Origin of the sequence: Faecalitalea cylindroides, assembly GCF_028321995.1 — a bacterium.
GTDB classification, from domain to species: domain Bacteria; phylum Bacillota_I; class Bacilli_A; order Erysipelotrichales; family Erysipelotrichaceae; genus Faecalitalea; species Faecalitalea cylindroides.
The window spans coordinates 137,837-163,781 of sequence record NZ_JAQLXG010000001.1; the positions used below are offsets into that span (position 1 = coordinate 137,837).

Consider the following 25,945-nt stretch of genomic DNA (forward strand, 5'->3'; position numbering starts at 1 on the left):
ACTATGGTTGAAAGCTTGTAGAAATGTTGCGGTATAAATCACAATACTGTTATAATCAATCTGAGGTAATAGCATGAAAAATGATGAAATTTATGTAATTGGACACAAAAAACCAGATTCAGATTCCATTGTCAGTGCAATAGCTTATGCATATTTATTAAATCAATGTGGGAAAAAAGCTGTTGCGGGACGTTTAGGGGATATAAATGAAGAAACAGCCTATCTTCTTGATCGCTTTGGGTATGAAGAACCTATATTAATAGAAGATGCAAGAGTTCGTTTATCTGAAATTGAATTAAAACAGGCGGATCATATCTTGCCGGATACAACAATTTTTGAGGCCAAAGAAATCATGAACCAGAATCAGGCGCGTATTTTGGGCGTTTTAGATCAAGATCAAAAGTTATTAGGGGTTGTCACAAGAAGTGATTTAGCACTTTTAGGTATGGGAGATACAGCTTTAGGTATTGATTTATTAAAAGAGACACCGATTGAGTTGATGGCAAAGACAATTGAAGGAAAGATCATATATAAGGCAGATGAACACCATGTGAATGGTAAAGTCAGTATTATTGCGCTTTGCAAGACAAAACTGGAACGCTATGAAATACAGGATCGTATCGTTATTATTGGAGATGATCCACAGGGACAAAAAGAAAGTATTGAAAAAGGCGCGGGTATTTTGATTGCGGTCTGGACAGATCATATCGAAGAAGATGTCTTAAAGGCAGCTAGAGAACATAACTGTTCGATCATTATTTCGGGTATTGGAAGTATGAATACTTCACGTTACTTGTATTTCTCGATCCCGGTTAAATTGATCATGCAAAAGAAGATCACATATTTTAAAGAAGATGAGTTTGTTGAAGATGTAATGATCAAGATGCGAGATACGACGTTTAATACATATCCTGTTTTAGATAAAAAAGATTGTTTGATTGGTTATGTTTCCAGATACCATATCATGAATGCGCAAAATAAGAATATTATTATGGTCGATCATAATGAATTCTCTCAATCGGTAAACGGGATTGAAAAAGCCAACTTATTAGAAGTGATCGATCATCATAGGATCCATAATTTTTCTACGCTTTCGCCAATAGCGTTTCGCAATGAGATCATAGGAAGTACAGCTTCGATCATTACATCGATGTTTTTTGAGCGTCATATTGAAATTCCAGAGAATTTGGCGGGCTTACTTTTAGGGGCTATTATTTCTGATGGATTAAATTTTCAATCTCCGACAACGACAAAAAAAGATACAGAGCTTGCCCAACAGTTGGCGATGATATCGCATGAAGATGCAGATGCTCTAGCCTATAAAATGTTTTCGATCACGATGAATCTTCCTAAGAATATCTCTAAAGAAGAATTGATTCAGCGTATTGAAGCGGATATGAAGACTTTTGATATGAAGGGATCAAAAGTATTGATCTCTCAAGTCTTTATATTGGATTTAAGTTCTGTCCGGTCTATTAAAGAAAAGGTGCAGGAAATCTTAGAGGAAATGACGATCAAATATAATGGCGATCTAGTGATCGTAGCTTTTACCAGTATCAAGAAAAAGGGTTCAATCTTATATGGGGCTGGATCGAAAGAAAATTTATTATGGCAGACATTTGGAAAGAAGAATGTATTTGTAAAAGATTTATTATCAAGAAAAAAACAAATCGTGCCGGATCTGACACAGACTTTTAATAAATTTTCATAGTAATAAATATTTGATAAGGTATAATGAAAGAAAGAAATGGAGAAGAATATGAATACATTACGAGAAGAATTGTTACAGGAACTTCCTGAATTTGAACGTAAGACCAAACAGTTTATCCAAAAAGAAATTTCTATGAAAGAGTATAAAGGATACAGCGGTGGGTTTGGTTCTTATGCGCAGCGTGGTGGAGAAGCCTTTATGTTGCGACTTAGAATGAATCAGGGACGTATCACAAAAGAAAAATTGAAATTTATCATTGATCAATGTCAAGAACATGGAATTGTGCGTACGCATTGTACGACTTGTCAAACCGTTCAGCTGCATGATGTAAGACCGGAAGCTTTAACGCCAATCATGAAAGAAGCTTTAGAAAGAGATATCGTAACTCGTGGTGGTGGAGGAGATTATCCGCGTAATGTCATGTGTTCTGTATTATCCGGATTGGATCCAGAAGAAGCTTTTGATGTCTATCCTTATGCGAAGGCAGCTGGTGAGTATTTGTTAAGCATCGTAAACAAGTATTCTCTTCCTAGAAAGCTTAAGGTGGCTTTTTCAAATTCCAAAGCCAATGAAGTACATGCCAACTTTAGAGATTTGGGATTTATTGCCAATACGGATCAAACTTTTGATGTGTATTGTTGCGGAGGACTTGGAAACAATCCGATGATGGGTGTCAAGGTTGGAGATCATATCGATCCTAAAGATATTCTTTATTATATTAATACAATGGTCTTGGTGTTCATGGAGCATGGGGATTATCAAAATCGTGCGAAAGCTCGTTCTAGATATCTTCAGATGAGTCTAGGAAAAAATAGGATCGTAGAGGAATTTCATGAAAAAGTCGAATTAGCCAAGAAGTATCTGGATCATGATGTACATGTAGAAGATGTAGTGATCCAAAAAGAAGGCAAGGAACTAGATGTGATTCCGGATCGTGTGATCAAACAAAAACAATCAGGTTTATATGCGGTGAAATATCATCCATTATGTGGAAATATGAGCCTGGATAAATGGAAAGAACTTTATGATGTGGTCCAGGATATGGATGAAGTTGAACTGCGTTTAACGCCACAGGAAGATATCTATATCGTAAATCTAAGTGGCGATGAAGTTCAAAAAGTATTAGAACATACGCAAGATGGGGCTCATACAACGTTTGAAACAAGTGTTTCCTGCATTGGAGCCAGCACATGTCAAGTTGGGCTTCGTGACTCTAATAATGTTTTAAAATCTTTGATCGAAGCTTTACGTCCTTATGAGTTTAAAGAAGGAGTTTTACCTCGTGTGTATATTTCTGGATGTCCAAGTTCTTGTGGAACCAATCAGATTGGAGCGATTGGATTACAGGGATTTACTAAGTTGGTAGATAAGAAACCGTATTCGGCATTTAAGATGAGCGTCAATGGATCTTCAGATCTAGAAGATACACAGTTTGGTAAAGAAGTAGGCTTGATCCTGGAAAGTGATATCAATGATTTCTTTATTGAACTTGGTACACTGGTTTCTAATGCCAATGCAACATTTGAAAACTGGCAAAAAGAAAACGCCGACCAGTGGCAGGCGTTACTTGATAAGTATCTGTAGAGTTTTTGCGACTTTGCAGGCAAGAAAACAGATTAATATATCTGGAATGATGGAAACCAAAAATCCGTTGGTTAAAGATAACCATAAAGGAATGCGGGTATTCATCAAGATGGGAAAGGAAAAATAGTAATAGATATTTCCTACTACATAAAAACTGATAAGTCCGGTGAGTCCGACAAGAAAGTATTCTTTCAGACTGACTGGACTTTTTCTTTTGTATGCGATGGCACATATAGTACTGCAGGCAAGAAAACCTAACACAAAGCCAAAGGTTGGTTTCATGATATACTGCAGGCCTCCACCACTGGCAAAGACAGGAAATCCAAGAAGACCAACCAATATATATGTAAACATACACAAGAATGCATATCTATCGGGAAGACAAAACCCGCATAGAATGGCAGTAAATAACTGCATGGTGATATGCATAGGCATAAATGGGGTTGGAAGGGTAATTTGAATATAGGCTGAAAGGATCATCAGTGCTAAAAAGAGAGCCATGCGACTAAAGAGCTGAATTGACTTCATAGAGTATCCTTTCTATGACTTTAGTATCATCTAGGCAACTAACAAAACGAGCATCAGGATATTGTGATCGTAAAAATGGTGAATCCAACATGCTGACTAAAACGGCATTTTGTGTTTTGCTGGTTGGTTTTGTATGCATGATCAAAGTTTCGCTTTCTTTTATAAACTGATTTGGATCAATCTGTATATGTTGATGATCAAAGCCGAATTGATTGATTGTTTGTGCTCCCTGTATGACATATCGCCCTTGTTGCCAAAACAAGAAGACAAAATGAGGTTTAATGTGAAACTCCTGTAGAAGCTTACAAAGTGTTTCTAAATCAATATCCTGGTATTTCTTTGCCAGAAAGAAAGTTGTGCTTGTATATTCTTCAAATTTAGTTTTAGAGTGCTGAATCAGATTTTGACATTGTATTCTTGCCTTTAAAGAAGAGTTTCCATGAAGCAGGTAGATAATGGCCTGCTTGGTTTGAAGGGCTTCTTGAAAAAAGCAGAGATGTTGATCATCCAGATTTACTAGATCATGACATAGTGCATGGTCTTGAAGATTGTTTCGCAAAGTTTCCAGGATTTCTAGACGAGCCTTCCAATCATTGACTATATTCTGATTGGCCACAGGAAAGCTTCCATTGGTATGGCATGACAAGACAAGATGTTTATCGCGTTTAGTCACAGTACTAAACGTATCTTGTTCCTGGTTTTTATTACAGGACATGGCAAGTACATGATGTTTTCGAGCTGTTTGAATAAATTCTTTGTTTATAGATTTATTGTTTGTACAGGCAATGGCTAACTTAGCTTTGGATAATGTATGAATGAAAGTATCTTTGTCTACTTTGTTGATATGTAGTGTGTTAAATTCAGGTTCATATTGTATTGAATGTATATAAATCGTAGCGCCGGCTTCAATAAATTGTTTGGCTTTCCGTAAGGCAACCTTCCCTCCTCCAAGGATGCACACGATTGCATCTTGAAATTCAATATCTAAACAGACTCTCATATGTTTCCTCCAAAGTATTCAAGGATATGCTTTACGATCTCTTGTTTTGAAGATGGCGTCGTATGAATATTTGTAAATCCAAGTTCCTTTGCCTTTTGGTATGTTTTATGCGCATAACAGAAAACTGGAGTTGTTTTATCAATGCCTTTTTGATCAAGGATTTCTAAAGCTTGTGGACAGCTGATGCCAATGGCATCCAGTTTTACTTCAGGTAAATCAAATTCTATTGGTGCAATTTGATAGGTGCTTAAAGAATCAATTGGGCAATCAACATCTTTTCCTTTTATATAAAGAGCGTTTTTATGCTCCTTTATATAAGTAAACATATCGGATGAATTGGATTCAACATGATCGACTTGTATGGCTCTTCGCTCTAATTCTTCTTGTGTTTTTTTACCAATGCAGAAGATCTTTTTTGAAAATAAGCTTCTTATATCAATGTGATTATATGATAGATATTGAAAGAAACTTTTAACAGCGTGTTTAGAGCTGAAGATCAATGTATCATATAAGTTCAAATCGACAATTTCATCTGGTATATATATAACATTTGCGACCTGTCTAGAATAGGTAAAGATGCCATATCTTAAAAGCAGGTCTTCAATTGGCCAGGGATTCTCATCAATGCTGGCAAAAAGAACGTTTTTGGCAAAAGCGGGTAACCTTTTTGTGTTATCCAGCAGTGATTGTTCTTTTACGACATTTCCTAATACGATCAGTAATGGACTGGTAAAACTACTTAGATCTTTATTCAAGATTTTCTTGAGCGTGGATGTGTATACTTTTTGTTCAGGATAAGTTAGATGTGATCCAATTGCGATCGGAGTATCTTCGCTCATGCCATTGTCTATACATTTTTGAGCCAGTGTCTTGATCTTATGAGAACCCATGAAAAAAATCTGGGTATTTGTTTCCTGAGCAATCTTTTTATAGTCCAGATGATCTTTGCCATCTTGATAATGCATCGTATGCACGATAAAACCAGTAGCAGTATGTCTTTGTGTTACAGGAATGCCAGCATAGCCTAAAGCGCCAATGGCGCTGCTGATTCCTGGGACATATTGACAATTGCATCCATTTTCCAATACATAATGCATTTCTTCGCTTCCTCTGGCAAAAAGATAAGGGTCACCACCTTTTAAACGAACAACGTTTTTATATTGTTTGTCTTTTTGAACCAAAAGGGTAAAGATATCTTCCTGGGCGCATGATTTTTGATGTCCTCGTTTTCCTACGCAGATGCATTCACAGTTTTTGGAAGCATATTGAAGAAATTCTTTGTTTACAAGATGATCGTATAAAATACAGTCAGCTTGTTCTAATAATTTTTTAGCACCTATTGTTAACATGTCTGGATGATAGCATCCAGCTCCTACAAACCATATCATATATTTTCTTCCTTTATTTTCTTATATATAGAACTTGCAGCTGTATTGTATTCAGCTTTATCGAAGACCGTCGAAACAAAATTACAGTCTTCTATTGTTTCGCCTAGGCAGGCATGAACTTGTAGTTGATCATCTACAAACTTTGCGTAACATCCAATTGGATAATGGCAGCCTGCTTTAGATAAGCTTAAGAATTCTCTTTCTATCTTGGTTTCTAATGTTTGATTGGATGATTGAGATAGTTTTGAAAATAGATCTTTATCTTCTTTTCGTATTTCTAAGGCAATGGTTCCCTGTCCGCAGGCAGGAATGATCATAGATGGATCGAGATATTCATCAATCAAAGAATCAAGATGTAATCGTTTTAGCCCAGCTGCAGCAAGAACAATACCATCGATATCCATTTCTTTAAATTTTTGAATACGTGTCTCAATATTTCCTCTGATATTTACAAATTGAATATCAGGACGTATATGGTGGATGCAGGCTATTCGGCGAATGCTGCTGGTCGCAAGCACAGCGTTTTTTCTTAGATTTTTTAAGGTTGAGTGATCTTTTGTGATCAGTGCATCTCGTTTATCTTCAAATAAAAATGGTTCAATCAACATTAGACGATTATCTAAAGTAGAAGTTACATCTTTTAAAGAGTGCACGGCAATATCAATGTCTTTATTGATCAAAGCTTTTTCAATTTCTTTGATGAAAACACCGGTTTGAGGTATGGCATAAAGTGGTGTTGTTTTATCTTTATCACCCTGGGTTGAAATGGGAATGATCTCTGTTTCAATTTCAGGCATACATTCCTGTATTTTATGAATGGCTAATTCTGTTTGAATTCTTGCCAGTTTTGATTTTCTGGTACCAATTTTAAGTTTCATTTTGTTCTCCGTTTTATCGAGTAAATTATAGGGATATTGCTAAGAATATGCAAGGAGGCTAGTTTTAGATGGAAGATGCATAACGGTTTAGATATAATGTTTAATCTATTTTTTGACTTATATCTTGGAAGTATGAAATTCAGATTAAAAAGAAAGTTAATTCTATGACAACTCTTTTAGTTTTAGGTTTTAATACACAATTTTAATTATGTCATTAAATGATTTAATTTAGTCATTTTCTGAAAAATGACTAAATTGAATTGAAAAATGACTAAATTAAATTTATAATGATGTTAAAAGATAAAGGGGGACATAATGAGACAATTTGAATACAAAGAAAGTTGGAAGAAATTATTAACTCCGAATATAGTTTCGCTCTTGACTTCTATTCATGAATATAAAGGAGAACAAAATTTATTTATTGAGTCTAATTCTGACAAACTAACTGAATTATTAGAGGTAGCTAAAATCCAAAGTACCGAAGCATCAAATAAGATTGAAGGAATTATTACTACAGATGAACGTTTGAGGAAACTTGTTATGGACAAGACAATGCCTAAAAGTAGAAATGAGAAGGAAATAGCAGGTTATCGTGATGTATTAAATACAATTCATGAAAATTATGAATATATTCCTGTAAATGAGAATTATTTTCTTCAGTTGCATGGAGATTTATATAAATATAATAGTTTAGGCTTTGGAGGAAAATTTAAATCTTCAGATAATATAATCGCAGAAGTTGATTCTTTTGGAAATCAAAGAATTAGATTTAAACCTATTGAAGCTTGGGCTACACCAGAAGCTATAGCTAATATGTGCAATGCATACAACGATGCCATTAATGATAATATTGATCCATTGATATTGATGCCAATGTGTATATTAGATTTCTTGTGTATTCATCCTTTTAATGATGGAAATGGAAGAATGAGTAGGCTTCTTACTTTGCTTCTTTTATATAAGTCAGGATATATAGTTGGAAAATACATAAGTATAGAAAAACTGATAGAGCAATCTAAAGAAACCTATTATGAAGTATTACAGGCTAGTTCTTATGGATGGCATGAGAATGAAAATGATTATGAACCATTTGTAGAATATTATCTTGGAGTAATTATTGCAGCATATAAAGAGTTTTCTGGTAGAGTGCAGACATTGATTGAATCTGGAATGAGCAAGCCGGGAAGAATTCGTGAAGTGATACGAAAACATATGGGCAAAATCACAAAGAATCAAATCATGGAGAAATGTCCTGATATAAGTGAAACTACTATTCAAAGAACTCTCTCTGACTTATTAAAAAATAATGAAATTATTAAATTGAGTGGTGGAAGATATACTTCATATATATGGAATAGGGAGGAAGAAAAATGATTACAGGTGAATTAAAAAATAAAATTGATGCTCTGTGGGATGTGTTTGCAGCCGGTGGATTAACAAATCCGCTTGAAGTAATTGAACAAATTACTTATTTAATGTTTATTCGTGATTTGGATGACACAGATAATAAAAATGCAAAAGAATGTGCGATGTTAGGTTTACCATTTAAAAGCATTTTTTCTGACCAAATTAAAATTGGTGAAAGAACTGTTGATGGACAACAATTAAAATGGTCAACATTTAGAGATTTGCCAGCAAACAAAATGTATGAAACGGTTCAAGAATGGGTTTTTCCTTTTATTAAGAATCTACACTCTGACAAGAATAGTGCATATTCAAAATATATGGATGATGCGATATTTAAATTGCCTACGCCATTAGTATTATCTAAAGTCGTTGACTCATTAGACGATATTTATTCGTTGATGGGAAAATCAACAGAAATTGATATTCGTGGTGATGTATATGAATATTTATTATCTAAGATTTCTACAGCTGGAAGAAATGGGCAATTTAGAACACCAAGACATATTATTCATATGATGGTTGAGTTGATGAAGCCAACACCAAAGGAAACGATTTGCGATCCGGCATGTGGTACAGGTGGTTTTTTAGTAGGAGCGAGTGATTATTTAAGAGAGACATATCGGAATGATATTTTAATGAATAAAGAAAATAGAGATCATTATATGAATCATATGTTCTACGGATTTGATATGGACAGAACTATGCTTCGTATTGGTGCTATGAATATGATGACTCATGGTGTAGAGTCTCCATTCATTGAATATAGAGATAGCTTATCTGATCAAAATATTGATACAGATAAATATTCTTTGATTCTTGCCAATCCTCCATTTAAGGGAACGTTGGATGCCGATTCGGTATCTGCTAGTTTATTAAAAGTAGCCAAAACAAAGAAAACGGAACTATTATTTTTAGCTTTATTCATAAGGATGTTAAAGATTGGTGGACGATGTGCTTGTATTGTTCCAGATGGTGTTTTATTTGGATCAAGTAAAGCTCATAAGCAAATAAGAAAAGCAATTATTGAAGATAATAGATTAGAAGCAGTAATTTCAATGCCTTCTGGAGTGTTTAAACCATATGCTGGTGTTTCAACAGGAATATTGATATTCACTAAAACAGGATATGGTGGAACTGATAAAGTTTGGTTCTATGATATGAAAGCGGATGGTTATTCATTAGACGATAAGAGATCACCAGTCAAAGAAAATGATATTCCAGATATTATTGAAAGATTTAATCATTTAGATAAAGAGGAAAATCGTAAAAGAACAGAACAAAGTTTCTTCGTGGATATGAAGGAAATAGTTGATAACGATTATGATCTTTCTATTAATAAATACAAAGAAGTTATTTATGAAAAAGTAGAATATCCACCTACTAGTGAAATACTTGCAGATATAGAAGAGTTAAATAAAGAAATTGATAAGAATTTGGAAGAATTAAAAGCTCTTCTGAAAGGATAGAAAGGAGGAAAAATCTGAATGGTAAATTCGGATTTAGCGATTTAATGAAAATAAAAGATTTTATAGATTATGAACAGCCAACTGATTATATTGTCGAATCGGATAGATATAGTGACGAATATAGAACACCTGTTTTAACTGCAGGACAATCCTTTATTTTAGGATATACAAATGAAAAAGAAGGAATCTATAATAAATGTCCTTGTATCATCTTTGATGACTTTACTACATCGGTTCATTATGTTGATTTCCCTTTTAAAGTTAAATCGTCGGCAATGAAAATATTGACTTCAAAGCATAATGCAAATTTAAAATATTGTTATTATCTATTGTTAAGTTTATCAAAAATGCCTCCCAACCATAAACGTCAGTGGATATCAACTACTTCAGAAAAGAAACATTTTCTACCTTCAATAGATAATCAAGTATCTATTGTAAAGCAATTAGATTTAGTATCAGATATTATTTCTCACTATACAATGCAGATTAATTATCTTGATAATCTTATCAAAGCCCGATTTGTCGAACTGTTTGGGGATCCATTGACTAATCCTCTCAAATTAAAAACAAAGATAATGACTGAAGTGTGTGAAATTATTGATGGGGATAGAGGGAAAAATTATCCTGTTGCTGACGATTTTAAAAAAGAGGATTATTGTTTGTTTTTAAATGCAAAAAATGTTACATGCGAGGGATTTAATTTTGATACGTGTATGTTTATTTCAAAAGAAAAAGATAAGCAACTTCGTAAAGGGAAACTTACAAGGGGTGATATTGTACTCACAACAAGAGGAACACTTGGGAATTTAGCGTTTTATACTGATGATGTACCGTTTGAAAATGTGAGGATTAATTCAGGAATGGTTATTCTGAGGATGAAAAGAGATATTGTGAATGAAGTGTACTTTATTGAGCAATTTAAGATGTTGCTTGTAGATATTAAAGAGAAAATTGCAAGTGGTTCAGCTCAACCACAGTTACCGATATCAACTATGAATAAGATTGATATTATGATTCCTGATATTGAGCGACAAAGGCAGTTTGCAAGTTTTGTTACACAAGTCGATAAATCAAAATTAGCAGTACAGAAGTCGTTAGAGAAAACACAACAACTATTTGATAGCTTAATGCAAGAATATTTTGGATAAAGAATAATGGATGTAGGGATGTTGGTAACGGAGGTTACTAACATGAAAACAGAAATTATTACTGAAATTGAACAGTCTTTATTGAATTATTTGGACAATGCACAAATGGAAGTGTTGCATAAAGTCTTAAATCGTTGTCTTGATGGTGTTGAAATCTATTCGAAAGAGAATGTTGGAATTTGTGAATTTACAAATGAGGAATTGATTAAAAAATTCATTTCAGCTAAAGAAATAGAGGGCTGTAGCAGTAGAACTACTAAATATTATGAGGCCACATTAATAAAAATGAATTCTAAAATGAATAAAGGAATTACACATATGACAACAGATGATTTAAGAACGTATTTGACGGATTATCAGAAAATCAATAATTGTTCTAAAGCAAGTGTTGATAACATTAGACGTAATTTAAGTAGTTTCTTTTCTTGGTTAGAAGAAGAAAATTATATATTAAAAAGTCCTATGAAAAGAATTCATAAGATTAAAACGGACAAGGTTATTAAAGATACATACTCTGATGAAACGTTAGAACTGCTAAGAGATAATTGTAGTTGTTTAAGGGATTTGGCGATTATTGATTTATTAGCTTCCACTGGTATGAGAGTTGGAGAACTTGTAAAGTTAAATATTAATGATATTGATTTTGAAAATAGGGAATGTGTCGTATTTGGTAAAGGGAACAAAGAAAGGCCAGTTTATTTTGATGCGAGAACCAAGATTCATTTAAAGAATTATTTAAATTCTAGAACTGATTCAAATCAAGCTTTGTTTGTTTCACTAGATAAACCACATAATAGATTAAATATCAGCGGTGTTGAAATTAGACTAAGGCAATTAGGAAGAAGATTAGGGATTTCTAAAGTTCACCCACACAAATTTAGGAGGACTGTAGCAACAAAGGCTATTGACAAAGGAATGCCGATAGAACAGGTTCAAAGTTTATTAGGACATTCTCAAATAGATACAACCATGCATTATGCAATGGTAAATCAGAACAATGTAAAGGAATCACATAGAAGATATATTTCATAGGAGAAAAGTTATGTACGAAGTAAAAGAATCAGATTGGAAGATTTTTAGAAAAAGAGTGCCTCGATGGCAAGAAGATTATATGAAAAAACTAAATAAAGAATACATCGAGATATTGAGTAGGGATGGATCAGCGGCTCAAAATTTCTGGGATCTTGAAAACAGAGTGTTTAAAGATAAAAGAAGTGTTGGCGTTGTGATTGACATGAGAAGATCGAAAATGCTCATAAATATATTGGATCTATTAGAAGATCATGTAATAAACCTAGAGGATCTAGATGAATTTAGCGAAGAATTAAGAAAAGAGGTAACCCAAATAACAAAAAGATAAAACTGCAGATTCGGATTTGTAGGGATGAATATATGAAGAAATTAACAGATATATGTGACATTCAATATGGATTTGCATTTGATTCGAAATGTTTTACTGAGGATCCCGCATATCCACCATTGGTTCGAATAAGAGATGTGAAGAGAGGATATTCTGAGACTTATTATTCGGGAGATTATCCACAGGAGTACGTCCTAAAATCAGGTGATCTCCTTATAGGGATGGACGGAGAATTCAATATTGCTCGTTGGAAAAGTGATGGGGCACTATTAAATCAGCGAGTATGTAAGTTAACTGTAAGAAAAGGAACAAATGAAGAATATCTTCGTTTTGCTATGTCAAAGGCACTGAAAAAAATTGAACAAAAAACGGCATTCGTTACAGTAAAGCATCTTTCAGCAAAAGAACTAAACAAGTTGCGATTGTATGTTCCTGATTTATCTGAACAGAATAAAGTTGCAGAGATTCTTTCTCGATTAGAAGCGATAATTGATGTGCGTCGGAAGGAACTTGAAAAACTAGATGAACTTACCAAAGCCCGATTTGTCGAGATGTTTGGGAATCCATTTGAAAACCCTTATGAATTACCTGAAGCAACATTACCTGACTTAGGTGAGTTCGGTCGTGGTGTATCTAAACACAGGCCGAGAAATGATCCTAAATTATTAGGTGGTGATTATCCATTGATTCAGACAGGCGATGTGGCAAATGCAGATTTATATATATCGTCGTATAATGCAACTTATTCAGACCTTGGTTTAGAGCAGAGTAAAATGTGGGATAAAGGAACTCTTTGTATTACAATTGCAGCTAATATTGCTAAGACAGCTATATTGGAATTTGATGCTTGTTTTCCAGATAGCGTCGTTGGTTTTGTTGCCAATGATAAGACTAGCAATATATTTATTCATTATTGGTTCTCATTCTTTCAGGGAATACTTGAATCGCAGGCTCCAGAGTCAGCACAAAAGAATATTAATCTGAAAATACTTAGTGAATTAAAAGTTATTGTTCCACCGATAGAACTTCAAAATGAATTTGTTTTCTTTGTTAAACAAATCGACAAATCAAAATATGACGCTATGTATGTAGATATAAATGTATTAGAATATAGATGTGAATAAGTATAAGGGAAGTGAGGTGCGCTATGACAAACTTTGATTACTTGAGAAAAGAGAGTGAATTTAAAGACTTTATCAATATAGCGATTATTGCAGAAAAGACATATAAAGTTGATAGTAATACTTGTATCATAAATTGTCGTAGGGCAATGGAAGCAGCCATTAAGTGGATGTTTTCAGTTGATTATGAATTAAAAGTGCCTTATAAAGATAATCTCTATACTCTAATGAATTGTGATGCATTTAGACAAATTATTGGTGATGATTTATGGAGGCGTTTGGAATTCATCCGTCGTTATGGAAATGAAGCAGCTCATAATAGTGGGGACAAGGCTAAAAATATTGCGGAAATATGTTTGAAGAATCTTTTCTACTTTATGGATTGGATAGCATATTGTTACGGAGATGAATATGAAGAGAGAGAATTTGACGCCTCTCTTTTAGAAAAAGAAGATGTAACATTAGTTCCGAAAATAAATCTAGATATTGACTTGAAGGCGTTGATTGAAGAAAATAAATCTTTAAAAGAAGAACTAAGTAAGCGTAGGTCACAGCAGCAAAACACATATGTTGCGAAACCTTTGGATTTGTCTGAATATAAAACACGTAAATTATATATCGATGCAATGCTCCTCGATGCTGGATGGGTGGAAGATAAGGACTGGGTTAATGAAGTAGAACTGCCAGGTATGCCTAATAAATCGGAAGTAGGATATGCTGATTATGTTTTGTACGACGATATGCAAAAACCATTAGCAGTTATCGAAGCTAAGAGAACATGTGTAGATGTTTCTAAAGGTAGACAACAAGGAATTTTATATGCCAATATATTAGAAAAACAATATGGACGCAGACCTGTGATTTTCCTTACAAATGGTTTTGAAACAAGAATCATTGATAATCATTATCCAGAAAGAAAAGTGTCTTCTATTTACTCTAAAAGAGATTTAGAGAAGTATTTTAATTTAATGAGTACTAGATCTCATTTGAAATTTATCAATATAAACAAAGATATTGCGGGTAGATATTATCAAGAAGAAGCTATTAGAGCTACTTGTGAAGCCTTTGATCAAAAAAATAAAAGAAAAGCATTGCTAGTTATGGCGACTGGTTCTGGTAAGACTAGAACAGTTATTGGACTTGTAGATGTGCTTTTAAATGAAGGCTGGATCAAGAATATCTTGTTCTTAGCTGATAGAAATTCATTGGTTACACAAGCAAAAAGAAGTTTTGTGAATATGCTTCCAAATTTATCTGCAACAAACTTAGTAGAAGATAAATCTAATTATAATGCTCATGCAGTATTTTCAACATATCAGACAATGATTGGATGCATAGATACTGTTAAAGAAGATGATAAAAAGCTATTTACTTGTGGTCACTTTGATTTGATTATTTGCGATGAAGCGCATAGATCTATTTATAACAAGTACAAAGATATTTTTACTTATTTTGATGCCCCTCTTGTGGGACTTACAGCTACCCCTAAAGATGAAATTGATAAGAATACATATAAGATATTTGAACTAGAAAATGGTGTTCCTACTTATGGATATGAACTTGCTCAAGCGGTTAAAGATGGATACTTAGTTGATTTTCTTTCGGTTGAAACAGAATTAAAGTTTATATCTGAAGGTATTGTATGGGATCAGTTGTCTGAAGAGGAGAAGGAAGAATATGAAGATACATTTGCAGATGAAAATGGGCATGTACCAGAACGCATTGATTCTTCTGCTTTGAATTCATGGGTGTTTAATGAGGATACAATACGAAAAGTATTAAAGACTTTATTTAATTATGGTATTACAGTTGATTATGGTCAAAAAATCGGAAAGACTATTATCTTTGCAAAGAATCATAATCATGCAGAAAAAATATTCGAAGTATTTAATAAAGAATATCCAGAATTGAATGGTTATGCCAAAGTTATTGATAATAAAATTAACTATGCTCAAAGCGCAATAGATGAATTTTCGGACGCAAATAAACTTCCTCAGATTGCAATTTCAGTAGATATGCTTGATACAGGAATTGATGTTCCTGAAGTAGTTAATCTTGTTTTCTTTAAAAAGGTAATGAGTAAGGCGAAATTCTGGCAAATGATTGGGAGAGGAACTCGATTGTGTCCAGGACTATTAGATGGAAATGATAAAAAAGAATTTTATATTTTCGATTTCTGTGGGAACTTTGAATTCTTTAGAATGAATAAAGGTAAAGCATCTGCGAATGCTATAGCTGTGCATGGAGCAATCTTCAATTTAAAGTTTCAAATTGCATATAAATTGCAAGATCTGACTTATCAAACAGAAGAGTTGGAAGAGTGGAGAAAACAATTAGTTGAAGAAATGGTTAGCAAGGTAAAAGAATTGGATCGTAATAAGTTTGACGTACGGCAACATATTAAATATGTTGATCTATATTCTAATCCAGAAAATTATACTTCTTTGACTTATGAAAATTGTTTAGATGTAAAAGATGAGCTTGTACCATTGATTAAACCGGATGATGATGAGATTAGTGCAGTTCGGTTTGATGCATTGATGTATGGGATTGAATTAGCTCATTTAGCACAGAAAAAATATCCTAAGTACAAAAAGGATCTTATGAAAAAAGTTGAGGGTGTAGCAAGTGTTGCAAATATTCCTGAAATACAAGTGCAGTCTGAACTTTTAAATAAAATATTACATACGAATTATTTAGAAGAAAGTGATATTGATGATTTTGAAATTATTAGAAAGAATCTTCGTGATCTGATTAAGTATATTCCTAAAACAGGAAAAATTTACATTACTGATTTTGAGGACGATATTTTGTCTGTAAATTGGAATGAATCTGATTTGGAAAATGATGATTTACAAAATTATAAAGATAAACTTGAATATTATATTAAACAACACCAAGAAAATAATCCAGTCATCATGAAGTTAAAAGAAAATAAGCCTTTAGATAAAAATGATATGGATGAACTGGAAAAAATTATATGGGGGCAATTGGGAACTAAACAAGATTATTATTCTGAAGTTGGTGAAAAACCACTTGGTGAATTTGTGCGTGAAATAGTTGGTTTGGATATGAATGCTGCAAAAGAAGCTTTCTCAAAATACTTGGATGAAAGACAAATGAATAGAAATCAAATCTATTTTGTAAATCAAATTGTTGAGTTTATTGTTCGTAACGGAGTAATGAAAGATTTATCTGTTTTACAAGAATCACCTTTTATTGATAAAGGAAATGTTGTTGAATTATTCAGTGACAACATAAATTTGTGGTGTGGTATTCAAAACGTTATAAATAGTATCAACAAGAACGCAATTTGCGCCCAGTAGAATTTTTAACAATATTGGTGAATATGGACAGAAATTTACAGAAAAAGTTTATTTAAAATCATATTCAGATAATGATTTGCCAGTATACTTTGGAAAATATGAAAAAGCAAAGACTCTTCTTTAGTGGTATATTTAAATAAGCAACTTTAAAAAAAGTGCAAAAATGCATAAAAATACATGTAAAAAAATGCATAATTGCACATTTTTAAGGTAAATTATATAATAAACACAAAGGAGGTGCTTTATGGAACGTCATATTATGAAGAAACTTATACAATGGAAAAACAGCAAAAAGAAAAAACCTCTTATAATTAAAGGAGCCAGACAGGTAGGAAAAACATATATTATTCGTCAGTTTGGCAAAGAGAATTATCGTAATGTATTAGAAATCAATTTTGAAAGAGATTTAAGTGCACGGGAAATTTTCCAGAAAACGCATGAACCTAAGGGAATATATGAATATTTTACATATTTTGCTTTAGAAGAGAGAATAGATCAAGATACTTTATTGTTTTTGGATGAGATACAGGCTTGTCCAGATGCTTTGACAGCTTTAAAATTTATAGGAGAGGATTTTCCATGTGATATTATTTGTTCGGGCAGTTTATTAGGTGTTGCGATTTCGAGAACTTCTTCGTATCCGGTTCGATATGTTGAAGTGATAGAAATGTTTCCTCTATCATTTATAGAGTTTTTAAATGCATTAGATATCAATGAAACAGTACTTAGGAAAGTTTTTGATTGTGTGAAGAACTGCGAACCGATTCCGGAATTACTGCATGATAAAATGAATGAATATTTTTCTTTATATATGGTTATTGGAGGAATGCCGGAAGTAGTACAAGAATATATTGATTCTCAAGACAAAAAAAATTGTTTAAGAATACAGCGAGCTATTGTAAACGATTATTTGGCTGATATGGTGAAATATTCAGATGCAACTCAGGCAATCAAAATTCGAGAATGCTTTGATTCTATCCCTTTACAGCTTGCAAAAGAGAACCATAAATTTCAATATTCTATGATACGGAAAGGGTATAATGCGCGGTATTTTGATAATAGTCTTCAATGGTTGAAAGATGCAGGAATCGTCATTCAAACAAATCGCTTAGCACATATAGATTATCCACTCAAGAAAGAAGTTGAATTATCTATATTCAAAATATATATGGGAGATACAGGTTTGTTGGTATCTTGTTTTGAGGATCGAGATGTATTGAGAATCATGCAGGGAGAAATTGGCATATATAAAGGAGCAATATACGAGAATGTTGTTTCACAAATGTTAAAAAGATTATCGATAAATGCATATTACTATGAACCAAATCAATATACTAAGATAGACTTTGTGATTGATTGCTTGGATGGAATAACGCCAATTGAAGTAAAAGCTGGAAATCATACAACTTCAAAATCGTTTAAAAATTTTGTTGCCAAATATAAGCCGCAATACGCTTTTAGGTTGTCTTCAAAGAATATAGGAAAAGATGAGGAAAATGGTATTTATTTCTATCCTTTATACGCACTAGAATTTAAATTTGATACAGAAGCCCTTAATTAAAATATTATTAAAGAAAAATTAATAATTAGCTGGATTTATGCATTTATGAAGTACAGGAAGCTGTTTGCCAAAACTATTTAAATGGTTTAGGACAGCTTCTTTTACTTTTGTTACTAATTATCTAATACATGATGAATTGAAAAGAAGAATATCCTATATATAATTTTTTTGTTATATAAGAGCAATTTTGGGAAGTATCATGACAATTCTTATCATTACTCAATGAATGTTTTTTTCATATACTTTAACTAGAGGTGAGTGTATTATGAGCTATTCATATAAGGAGTGGAAAAAACATTGTCTAGAGACCAAAGAGAGCTTTTTGGTTCTAAGCTTTCCGGCTGTTCAAAAGTTAAATGTGAATGTTGAAATGGCAGTAAAAAATGCTGAAGTACAGTCCAAGATGATTGAAACGATCATGGAATTTTGTCCTAAACAAGCTGCTTACATTGGTTTGATGGATCTTTCGGTAGAAGCCCAAGCTTTTGGGATGGAGGTTCAATTTAGTGAGCGTGAAGTGCCAAATGCTAAAGGTGTGATCGTAAAAAGTCTAGAGGATGCTAGAGCCTTGCAGATTCCCGATGTATCTAAAAATCGTACCCAGGTTTATGTGGATGCGATAAAACTTGTCGCATCAAGAAACAAGGATAAACCTATTTTTGCGGGAACGATTGGACCGTTTTCTTTAGCTGGAAGATTGATCGATGTTTCAGAAATCATGATCCAGGCAATCATGCAGCCTAGTCTTGTTCATACGGTATTAGAAAAGGTGTCTACTTTTATAGAACAATATATTTTAGCTTTTAAGGAAGCAGGTGCTGATGGAGTTATCATAGCTGAACCTCTTGCGGGTTTGATGTCTAAAGAAATGGTACAGACTTTTTCCGGCAATTATTTAAAGAAGATCATTGATAAAGTTCAGGATGATCATTTCAGTGTTATTTATCATAACTGCGGGCCTAGTACGGTTTCTAGTTTAGAAGAGATTTATTCTATTCAGGCGCATGGCTATCATTTTGGAAATGCGATCGATCTAGAGGATGTCTTATCAAAAACAAGTGAAGATATCCTGGTATTTGGAAATGTGGATCCAGTTAAGTATTTCTGTGATGCATCAAAAGAAGAGATGGATGTCAAAGTAAAAGAATTATTTGAAAAGTTAGGGAAATATCCAAACTGGTTGATTTCCAGTGGTTGTGATATCCCAAGTCATGCCAAATGGGAAAATATAGAACAATACTTTAAGAGTATTGAGAAATGGAGATAAATATTATGCAGGATTTTAATGAAAAGTTTAAAGAGATGAAATATAAACCTTTTACTCGTCAACAGATGATTGATTGTATTGAAGGGAAAGGAGCTCCTAGACCAGGCGTAGCTATTGGGACTTGGATCCATTTGGATTTGTTATCCAAAGATAAACAGGAAGTTTTAAAAGAATTGTTTAAGAAATATCCGGAAGATATGCAGGAATTCTATGTAAAGAAGCCAAGTGTTTTTGGTGAACCGGGGGATAAATACACTTGGTGTGATGTAGAAAATGCCGATCCTTCTATTGGACGAACTACAACAGTTGGAGTGGATGAAGAAACCGCAATATCCTGGGAAGTTTATGATCAGATTTCAAAAGATGTTCCAGATATTGAAGAACCGGATATGTTTTGTCATGCTCCAGAACCAGATGGAAGATATCGTTTGGCATGGCTTTCCGGTGGCCCTTGGACAAGGATCTGGACATATCGAGGAATGACAAATTCTATGATGGATCTCTATATGAATCCTCAAAGAGTTCATGATATCAATCGCCGTGTGATTCGTTTCTTTAAGGCTGCCGCTAAGCGTGGTGTCAAAGAAGCTGGTATTGATGCGATTGGATTTGGGGATGATCTAGGTATGCAGAAAGGACCGTTCATGTCCAAAGAAATGTTTAGAGAATTTTATTTTCCATATTATAAAGAGCTTTGTGATTATGCGCATAGTTTAGGGTTACATGTATGGATGCATTGTTGCGGGGATGCGATGATGTTGATCGATCAGTTGATTGAAGCCGGTATTGATGTCTTGCATCCAATTCAAAAATATGCTCTAGATGAAAAGAAAGTTGTGGATACATTTGGAGATCAGTTAAGCTTCTGGGTTGGTATGGATCTGCAGCGTATCTTACCATTTGGAACAAAAGAAGATGTAATCAAAGAAACACAGTTCTTGATTGATACTTTCTATACAAAGGAAAAGGGAAGAACGATTTTTACCGTCAACAATCGTTTAGAAGATAATGTGCCAATTGAGAATGTTGTGGCATTTATTGAAGAGGCTTATCGTTATGGTACTTTGAAAGGAGCAGAGAAAAATGAATGAAAAAGTAAATGAGATTCGTTCTTTGTTGATAACAGGTCAGCTGCCTAAGATTAATCAGCTAGTTCAAGAATGTTTGGATGAAGAGGTGGATCCGCAGGTAATCTTAAATGATGGTTTATTAAAAGGAATGGATGATATTGCGAAAAAATGGGCAAATGGGGAAGCTTTTATTCCAGAGGTGTTGATTGGAGCTCGCTGTATGAATTCAGCCATTGATATTTTAGAGCCTTACTTAGTAAAAGAACCAAAACAGACAAAAGGAAAAGTTATATTTGGTACGGTCAAAGGAGATTTGCATGATATTGGAAAGAATTTATGCATATTGATGTTAAAGTCAAAATCCATTGAAGTTAAAGATATTGGAGTCGATGTGGATGCAGCTAAATTTGTGGAAGCCATCAAAGAGTATCAGCCAGATGTTTTATGCATGTCCAGCTTGTTGACAACATCCATGCCATATTTTGAAACAGTTATGCAGGCTTTAAAAGAAGCCGGTGTTCGTGATCAAGTAAAAGTAGCGATCGGGGGAGCTCCTGTCACACAGGAATATGCCGATAAGATTGAAGCAGATCTATATACCGAAGATGCCGTGAGTCTAGCTGATCAATTAAGTGTGATGTTTTCAAAATGATCATAGTAAAAAAAGGGGAAACGTTCTTTGATGCCATTCAAAAACACAAATTAAATATTGATACAAGTTGTGGCGGAAAGAAAAAGTGTGGCAAATGCAAGATTCATACTCTGGATTATATTGAACCTTGCAAGCTTGAGCTTTCTTTATTAACGGCTGAAGAAATAAAAAATAATATCCGTCTTGCCTGTATGCATGGCCCCTTACAAAATGATATGGCAATCGAAGAAGTGCAGAAACAGGATCAATTTCAGATCTTGTCTGATAACATGGATCTTATTGGTGGTAAAGAGCATGGCTATGTGGCAGGAATTGACATAGGGACTACCACAGTGGTTTTATGTATTTATGAAATCCATACGGCAAAAAAAGTCGAAGAATATAAATTTTTGAATCCCCAAAGAATCTATGGAGCGGATGTAATTTCACGCATTCAAGCCTGTAAAGAAGTTGGTTTATCTGTATTGCATGATTGTTTGATACAGGAAATCAATTTGTATTTATCAAAGAGCGTATATCCTATTAAACGATTGTGTGTTTGTGGAAATGCCATCATGACGCATATCTTTATGAATGAAGATCCTTCCAGCATTGGAGTGGCTCCTTATGTGTGTAAAGTAAATGCGTTTCGCTCTTATTCCAGCAAAGAATTTTTTGATTTAGAGTATGAATTTGAAGTACAGGTGTTGCCTGCTCTTTCAGCTTATGTGGGTAGTGATATCTTAATGGGAATTTATATTCTATCTTTAAAAGAAAAGGAGTTGTTGATTGATCTAGGGACGAATGGAGAAATGGTATATAAAGATCAAGATCAATATATCGTGACCAGTGCTGCTTGTGGACCGGCTTTTGAAGGGGGACACATGAAATGTGGAACAGGTGCGATTGCTGGAGCGGTGGATAAGGTATGGTTTGATCAGAGCTTGAAATATCATACGCTTCAAGATAAAGATGTGGTTGGTGTTTGTGGAAATGGCTATATTTCCTGGCTTGCGACATTGTTAAAGATGAATGTTTTACAGGAAAGTGGCTATATGGAACAGGATTTTTATTTATGTGATGATATTGTATTAACAAAAAAGGATATTCGTGAATTTCAGCTTTCAAAATCAGCCATCATGGCGGCTCTTGATTGTCTTTTGCAGGATAAAGAGGTTAAAAAAGTTTATCTATCAGGTGGCTTTTCAAAAAGCATAGATATAGAAGATTGTATGCGATTAGGTATATTTAGTCGTCTGTGGAAGGATAAAGTATCTATTTCTGGCAATACGGCCTTAAGAGGAATATGCCAGTATGCGCTTTTGCAGGATAAGGAAAAAATCGAAGAAATTCAAAGAAAGTCTAAAACGATTTCTTTAATGGAGAATTCTTTGTTTTTTGATCGCTTTGTTGATAATATGTATTTTGTAGAAAGAGAATGACTATGTTTGAGACAGAGCAAGTAGAACATAAGAAACACTATTTATTAGAATCTGAACATCCTTTAAAAAATGATCTTCATTTGGCAGTTGAGATTGGTCAAATTTGTAAAAAAAGTAGAATCTTATATTCTTTTGAATTAGGCAAAGAAGATTGTCTGGTGATTTCCTGGTATGAAAACTTAGGTATCGTTACAGTGGATGACAAACAGATATCGCCGGATATAAAAACAACTTTGATCTTGTTGGGAGAACATAAGATTGAATTAAATCTTAACTATGTCGAATTGGAATATTGTTTGATCAAGGGAAAGAAGATGTCTAAGGTTTTACAGAAAGATTTCTATATCTTAGATTCGATTGCATATAAAAAGGTCAATTATTTCTTCAGCTCGATTTATTCAAGCTTAACGAAATATAAAACTTGTGATATCTTTATGAACAGCTCCAGCGTGTATCGTTTCTATTCGGATATGATACATATGAATATAGATAAAGACAATAAGAAATCTTTATTGGTGAAAAAAGCTGTAGAGTATATTGAAGATCATTTTAAAGAAGATATTTGTTTGGATGATATCTGTGAATCTCTTGGTTACAGCAAGTATTATGTCTTACATGTTTTCCAGGAGGTCATGGAGCTTTCGGTGCATGATTTCATCGTTCGAAGAAGACTGACAGAAGTAAAGAGCTTGTTGTTAGAGGATCAATTAACGATTGAAGAGATTGCGCAAAATTGCGGGTTTAAATCAGATATTGCGCTCTATAAGACGTTTAAACGAATCTATTCTATAACACCTGGTCAATTCAGAAAGATGAATACGATGAAAATCGAAGAACAGTAAAATTGAATCACTTATAAGGAAGTTAAGGGAATAAAGTAAAAGCTTTAACTGCCCCAGCAACCGTGATATGGACGATGATCAAAGCCACTGTAGAAATATGGGAAGGTGATCAGAGGATGAAATGAAGTCGGGAGACCTGCTTTCTTATAAATAGTTTTTTCTTCTGGGCTCAAGAAAAAGGGATTTCTTTTAATCTGCCCAAAAGGCAGATTTTTTTAGGAGGTGATGAAAGCGGATTATTGTGCATATAGTTTTCTAAAAGAAGGATCAAATCAATGTGATTATGAAATTATGACTGATCGATTGGCAAGTTTTCTAGGGTTGTCTATGCACTATATCAAGCATATTGATCAAGAGGAACTCTTATTTTTATGTGAAACGATCTATCATGCCAATGGATCGATTCGTGGTAAAAATGCCATTGATGACATAAGATTTCAAAAAGTAGAACAGATTTATCAAAAGTATGAAAGACCATTTAAAGAGTTCTATCTTCCGGTTGGCTGTATAGGCACAAGCTACCTTCATGTATTAAGAAGTGAATGTAAAAATATCGTTCGCTGGATCGTGAAGATTGAAAAAGAAAAACAAGTGGATAAAAAGATCTATGATTTGTTTAATCTATTGGCAAATTTGTTCTTTTATATGGCTTTATATGAAAATGAACAAGAGGGGTTTGAAGAAAAGGTGTTTGTATCTAAGTCATACGAGGTTGCTTCATGACAACACGTGATATGGTCTTGTGTGCAATCTTAGGCGCGATTCAGTTTGTTGCCTTTACTTCACTTTCATTTGTGATGTATCTGGAGGTAATCACTTTATGTACTTTTGTGATTGCGATGAGCTTTTCAACCAAACAGGCTGTGATTGGATCTTTGATCTTTACTGTGGTCAATATGTTTATTAAAGGAGTAAACCCTTGGAATGCCATGTATGTTCTGGTGTATCCAAGTTATAGTTTGATCATAGGTCTAAATAAAGAGAGATTAGCAAAAAGAAAGATATATCCAATCTTGCTATGTGGTTTCTTTTCCTTTTTAACAGGACAGATCTTACAGTTGCCATTCTTATTGTTCTCAAAGCAGGTTACTGTTTTATATTTAATTTTGGGGTTACAGGTTTCAATTCCACAGGGAATTATCAGTGGTGTTGAATATGCCTTGATTGGAAATAAATTAGTTGGTTTTTTAGAAAAATTACAGAGGAGATATTGAGATGAAAAAGAATATTTTATTAATGGGATTATGTGCAGGAATGATTTTAACAGGTTGTGCTTCACAGAGTGATACAGATTCTTCTGTAAAAGAAGTTTCTTTAGATATTGTCGTAAAAGATGAAGTAAATGATAAAGAATTGTTTAATGAAACTTTGACAAAAGAAGGAGATATTGAAAACTTGTATGATTTCTTATCTGAATGTGACGAATTAGAAATTGTATTTGAAGAGGGCAGTTATGGGGCATATATTGATTCTATGTTAGGGTTAAAACAGGATTTTAATAAAGGACCATGGTGGCTGTTTTCCAGCGAAAACAATGAAACATGTAAGGAAGAAGGAATGTGCCCAGCTGTACAAAATTTAGAAATCAACGATGGAGATCAGTTTGTATTCTCTTATACTAATGAATTTTAAGATTTGGATCCTTTCTAAATGATTTATAAGAAAATGAGCATCACACTTAAATTAACAAGTGTAATGCTCATTTTTTCTTTAGAATTGTGTCATGCCAATGACGCTTATAATTGATTTCTAGGTTTACAAAGAGCGCAATTTAGCAATCAAAGCTTCTTGTAGGACTTTTGAAAAGTTGATGTTCTTTTTGGTTGCTTCACGATTCAGCCATTCAGGTATCGTAAGAGTTTTCTTTACGGATTTATTAAAGTGTGTTTTTGCGTAATCTTCTAAATCGACTGAAATAAGATTAATAAATGAATCTTTTCCATCAAAACCTATTGTATTTGCGATGTCAATAGGATGAATGTCATCAATTTTTGATGGTTCTGGTAATTTATCATCATCTAGTTTTGCGATATATAAATATCCGGCTAAACAATCGATTGCCATTTCCATCGCATCATTTAAGTTTTCACCACATGTCGAGAGATAATTCAAATCTGGAAATATTACAGAATATCCGTTTTTCTCTTTATAAAAGATAGCTGGGTAAATGGATAACATAAATTAACCTCCTGAAAATATAATTATGAGTCAGGGA

Annotated in this window: 23 protein-coding genes and 1 riboswitch; of the genes, 18 read left to right on the forward strand and 5 right to left on the reverse strand. The window is 33.6% G+C overall.

Features of this window, described 5'->3' with window-relative positions; genetic code table 11:
• Window positions 1–73 precede the first annotated feature (73 nt).
• Together PND65_RS00820 and PND65_RS00825 are read left to right on the forward strand one after the other, a co-directional pair.
• Window positions 74–1,711 (forward strand): putative manganese-dependent inorganic diphosphatase, encoded by a 1,638-nt coding sequence (locus PND65_RS00820; RefSeq protein ID WP_271989970.1) that lies wholly within the window; start codon window positions 74–76, stop codon window positions 1,709–1,711.
• A gap of 48 nt (window positions 1,712–1,759) precedes the next feature.
• Window positions 1,760–3,295, forward strand: coding sequence for a nitrite/sulfite reductase (locus PND65_RS00825; protein WP_271989967.1), 1,536 nt, complete (start codon window positions 1,760–1,762; stop codon window positions 3,293–3,295).
• On the opposite strand, the gene PND65_RS00830 is transcribed toward PND65_RS00825, so the two are convergent.
• From PND65_RS00830 to hemC, 4 genes are read right to left on the reverse strand one after another with little or no spacing between them, the layout of a single operon-like run.
• Window positions 3,275–3,823 (reverse strand): biotin transporter BioY, encoded by a 549-nt coding sequence (locus PND65_RS00830; RefSeq protein WP_204712691.1) that lies wholly within the window; start codon window positions 3,821–3,823, stop codon window positions 3,275–3,277. The genes PND65_RS00825 and PND65_RS00830 overlap by 21 nt on opposite strands.
• Entirely contained in the window at window positions 3,801–4,823 is a 1,023-nt protein-coding gene (locus PND65_RS00835) for an NAD(P)-dependent oxidoreductase (RefSeq protein ID WP_271989965.1), read from the reverse strand. Before PND65_RS00835 ends, PND65_RS00830 begins: the two co-directional genes overlap by 23 nt.
• Window positions 4,820–6,211 carry a uroporphyrinogen-III C-methyltransferase gene (gene cobA, locus PND65_RS00840; protein ID WP_271989963.1) on the reverse strand — a complete coding sequence of 464 codons (1,392 nt, stop codon included), beginning with the start codon at window positions 6,209–6,211 and terminating at the stop codon, window positions 4,820–4,822. The genes PND65_RS00835 and cobA overlap by 4 nt, the downstream gene beginning before the upstream one ends.
• Window positions 6,208–7,089, reverse strand: coding sequence for a hydroxymethylbilane synthase (gene hemC / locus PND65_RS00845; RefSeq protein ID WP_271989962.1), 882 nt, complete (start codon window positions 7,087–7,089; stop codon window positions 6,208–6,210). Before hemC ends, cobA begins: the two co-directional genes overlap by 4 nt.
• A 315-nt stretch (window positions 7,090–7,404) precedes the next feature.
• Between hemC and PND65_RS00850 the strand changes: the two genes are divergently transcribed.
• From PND65_RS00850 to PND65_RS00925, 16 genes are all read left to right on the forward strand, one after another.
• Window positions 7,405–8,463 carry a Fic family protein gene (locus tag PND65_RS00850; RefSeq protein WP_271989958.1) on the forward strand — a complete coding sequence of 353 codons (1,059 nt, stop codon included), beginning with the start codon at window positions 7,405–7,407 and terminating at the stop codon, window positions 8,461–8,463.
• Window positions 8,460–9,962 carry a class I SAM-dependent DNA methyltransferase gene (locus tag PND65_RS00855; RefSeq protein ID WP_271989956.1) on the forward strand — a complete coding sequence of 501 codons (1,503 nt, stop codon included), beginning with the start codon at window positions 8,460–8,462 and terminating at the stop codon, window positions 9,960–9,962. The genes PND65_RS00850 and PND65_RS00855 overlap by 4 nt, the downstream gene beginning before the upstream one ends.
• Window positions 9,963–10,006: 44 nt before the next feature.
• Window positions 10,007–11,110 carry a restriction endonuclease subunit S gene (locus PND65_RS00860; protein ID WP_271989954.1) on the forward strand — a complete coding sequence of 368 codons (1,104 nt, stop codon included), beginning with the start codon at window positions 10,007–10,009 and terminating at the stop codon, window positions 11,108–11,110.
• 42 nt (window positions 11,111–11,152) lie between these two features.
• Window positions 11,153–12,142: a site-specific tyrosine recombinase/integron integrase gene (xerA, locus tag PND65_RS00865; protein ID WP_271989952.1), complete on the forward strand. Its 990-nt coding sequence runs from the start codon at window positions 11,153–11,155 to the stop codon at window positions 12,140–12,142.
• Window positions 12,143–12,152: 10 nt separating this feature from the next.
• The gene (locus PND65_RS00870; RefSeq protein WP_271989951.1) at window positions 12,153–12,470 is read left to right on the forward strand and encodes a multidrug transporter; all 318 of its coding nucleotides are present in this window, start codon (window positions 12,153–12,155) and stop codon (window positions 12,468–12,470) included.
• Between the two features lie 32 nt (window positions 12,471–12,502).
• On the forward strand, window positions 12,503–13,594 hold the full coding sequence (locus PND65_RS00875; protein ID WP_271989947.1) for a restriction endonuclease subunit S: 1,092 nt from the start codon (window positions 12,503–12,505) through the stop codon (window positions 13,592–13,594).
• 23 nt (window positions 13,595–13,617) lie between these two features.
• The gene (locus PND65_RS00880) at window positions 13,618–16,917 is read left to right on the forward strand and encodes a DEAD/DEAH box helicase family protein (protein WP_271989946.1); all 3,300 of its coding nucleotides are present in this window, start codon (window positions 13,618–13,620) and stop codon (window positions 16,915–16,917) included.
• A gap of 244 nt (window positions 16,918–17,161) precedes the next feature.
• Window positions 17,162–18,478: an ATP-binding protein gene (locus PND65_RS00885; RefSeq protein ID WP_271989945.1), complete on the forward strand. Its 1,317-nt coding sequence runs from the start codon at window positions 17,162–17,164 to the stop codon at window positions 18,476–18,478.
• A 265-nt stretch (window positions 18,479–18,743) separates the two neighbouring features.
• Window positions 18,744–19,745 carry a uroporphyrinogen decarboxylase family protein gene (locus tag PND65_RS00890; RefSeq protein WP_271989943.1) on the forward strand — a complete coding sequence of 334 codons (1,002 nt, stop codon included), beginning with the start codon at window positions 18,744–18,746 and terminating at the stop codon, window positions 19,743–19,745.
• Window positions 19,736–20,836, forward strand: coding sequence for a uroporphyrinogen decarboxylase family protein (locus tag PND65_RS00895; RefSeq protein WP_271989941.1), 1,101 nt, complete (start codon window positions 19,736–19,738; stop codon window positions 20,834–20,836). Before PND65_RS00890 ends, PND65_RS00895 begins: the two co-directional genes overlap by 10 nt.
• On the forward strand, window positions 20,829–21,467 hold the full coding sequence (locus PND65_RS00900; protein ID WP_271989939.1) for a cobalamin B12-binding domain-containing protein: 639 nt from the start codon (window positions 20,829–20,831) through the stop codon (window positions 21,465–21,467). The genes PND65_RS00895 and PND65_RS00900 overlap by 8 nt, the downstream gene beginning before the upstream one ends.
• Window positions 21,464–22,888, forward strand: a complete 1,425-nt coding sequence (locus PND65_RS00905) for an ASKHA domain-containing protein (protein ID WP_271989937.1) — start codon at window positions 21,464–21,466, stop codon at window positions 22,886–22,888. Before PND65_RS00900 ends, PND65_RS00905 begins: the two co-directional genes overlap by 4 nt.
• A 2-nt stretch (window positions 22,889–22,890) precedes the next feature.
• Window positions 22,891–23,730: a helix-turn-helix transcriptional regulator gene (locus tag PND65_RS00910; RefSeq protein ID WP_271989935.1), complete on the forward strand. Its 840-nt coding sequence runs from the start codon at window positions 22,891–22,893 to the stop codon at window positions 23,728–23,730.
• A 2-nt stretch (window positions 23,731–23,732) separates the two neighbouring features.
• Window positions 23,733–23,888, forward strand: a riboswitch (cobalamin riboswitch).
• A gap of 67 nt (window positions 23,889–23,955) precedes the next feature.
• Window positions 23,956–24,453, forward strand: a complete 498-nt coding sequence (locus PND65_RS00915) for an ATP:cob(I)alamin adenosyltransferase (protein ID WP_271989933.1) — start codon at window positions 23,956–23,958, stop codon at window positions 24,451–24,453.
• Window positions 24,450–24,944, forward strand: a complete 495-nt coding sequence (locus PND65_RS00920) for a hypothetical protein (protein WP_022356349.1) — start codon at window positions 24,450–24,452, stop codon at window positions 24,942–24,944. Before PND65_RS00915 ends, PND65_RS00920 begins: the two co-directional genes overlap by 4 nt.
• A gap of 1 nt (window position 24,945) precedes the next feature.
• The gene (locus PND65_RS00925; protein WP_015535417.1) at window positions 24,946–25,362 is read left to right on the forward strand and encodes a DUF4430 domain-containing protein; all 417 of its coding nucleotides are present in this window, start codon (window positions 24,946–24,948) and stop codon (window positions 25,360–25,362) included.
• Window positions 25,363–25,485: 123 nt separating this feature from the next.
• On the opposite strand, the gene PND65_RS00930 is transcribed toward PND65_RS00925, so the two are convergent.
• Window positions 25,486–25,908, reverse strand: coding sequence for a type II toxin-antitoxin system HicB family antitoxin (locus tag PND65_RS00930; RefSeq protein WP_271989930.1), 423 nt, complete (start codon window positions 25,906–25,908; stop codon window positions 25,486–25,488).
• Window positions 25,909–25,945 lie beyond the last annotated feature (37 nt).

Excerpts from the sequence above, each read along its gene's own strand:
- PND65_RS00820 (WP_271989970.1), top strand. The coding sequence starts at position 74 with ATGAAAAATGATGAAATTTATGTAATTGGACACAAAAAACCAGATTCA.
- PND65_RS00825 (WP_271989967.1), top strand. The coding sequence starts at position 1,760 with ATGAATACATTACGAGAAGAATTGTTACAGGAACTTCCTGAATTTGAA.
- PND65_RS00830 (WP_204712691.1), bottom strand. The coding sequence starts at position 3,823 with ATGAAGTCAATTCAGCTCTTTAGTCGCATGGCTCTCTTTTTAGCACTG.
- PND65_RS00835 (WP_271989965.1), bottom strand. The coding sequence starts at position 4,823 with ATGAGAGTCTGTTTAGATATTGAATTTCAAGATGCAATCGTGTGCATC.
- cobA (WP_271989963.1), bottom strand. The coding sequence starts at position 6,211 with ATGATATGGTTTGTAGGAGCTGGATGCTATCATCCAGACATGTTAACA.
- hemC (WP_271989962.1), bottom strand. The coding sequence starts at position 7,089 with ATGAAACTTAAAATTGGTACCAGAAAATCAAAACTGGCAAGAATTCAA.
- PND65_RS00850 (WP_271989958.1), top strand. The coding sequence starts at position 7,405 with ATGAGACAATTTGAATACAAAGAAAGTTGGAAGAAATTATTAACTCCG.
- PND65_RS00855 (WP_271989956.1), top strand. The coding sequence starts at position 8,460 with ATGATTACAGGTGAATTAAAAAATAAAATTGATGCTCTGTGGGATGTG.
- PND65_RS00860 (WP_271989954.1), top strand. The coding sequence starts at position 10,007 with ATGAAAATAAAAGATTTTATAGATTATGAACAGCCAACTGATTATATT.
- xerA (WP_271989952.1), top strand. The coding sequence starts at position 11,153 with ATGAAAACAGAAATTATTACTGAAATTGAACAGTCTTTATTGAATTAT.
- PND65_RS00870 (WP_271989951.1), top strand. The coding sequence starts at position 12,153 with ATGTACGAAGTAAAAGAATCAGATTGGAAGATTTTTAGAAAAAGAGTG.
- PND65_RS00875 (WP_271989947.1), top strand. The coding sequence starts at position 12,503 with ATGAAGAAATTAACAGATATATGTGACATTCAATATGGATTTGCATTT.
- PND65_RS00880 (WP_271989946.1), top strand. The coding sequence starts at position 13,618 with ATGACAAACTTTGATTACTTGAGAAAAGAGAGTGAATTTAAAGACTTT.
- PND65_RS00885 (WP_271989945.1), top strand. The coding sequence starts at position 17,162 with ATGGAACGTCATATTATGAAGAAACTTATACAATGGAAAAACAGCAAA.
- PND65_RS00890 (WP_271989943.1), top strand. The coding sequence starts at position 18,744 with ATGAGCTATTCATATAAGGAGTGGAAAAAACATTGTCTAGAGACCAAA.
- PND65_RS00895 (WP_271989941.1), top strand. The coding sequence starts at position 19,736 with ATGGAGATAAATATTATGCAGGATTTTAATGAAAAGTTTAAAGAGATG.
- PND65_RS00900 (WP_271989939.1), top strand. The coding sequence starts at position 20,829 with ATGAATGAAAAAGTAAATGAGATTCGTTCTTTGTTGATAACAGGTCAG.
- PND65_RS00905 (WP_271989937.1), top strand. The coding sequence starts at position 21,464 with ATGATCATAGTAAAAAAAGGGGAAACGTTCTTTGATGCCATTCAAAAA.
- PND65_RS00910 (WP_271989935.1), top strand. The coding sequence starts at position 22,891 with ATGTTTGAGACAGAGCAAGTAGAACATAAGAAACACTATTTATTAGAA.
- PND65_RS00915 (WP_271989933.1), top strand. The coding sequence starts at position 23,956 with ATGAAAGCGGATTATTGTGCATATAGTTTTCTAAAAGAAGGATCAAAT.
- PND65_RS00920 (WP_022356349.1), top strand. The coding sequence starts at position 24,450 with ATGACAACACGTGATATGGTCTTGTGTGCAATCTTAGGCGCGATTCAG.
- PND65_RS00925 (WP_015535417.1), top strand. The coding sequence starts at position 24,946 with ATGAAAAAGAATATTTTATTAATGGGATTATGTGCAGGAATGATTTTA.
- PND65_RS00930 (WP_271989930.1), bottom strand. The coding sequence starts at position 25,908 with ATGTTATCCATTTACCCAGCTATCTTTTATAAAGAGAAAAACGGATAT.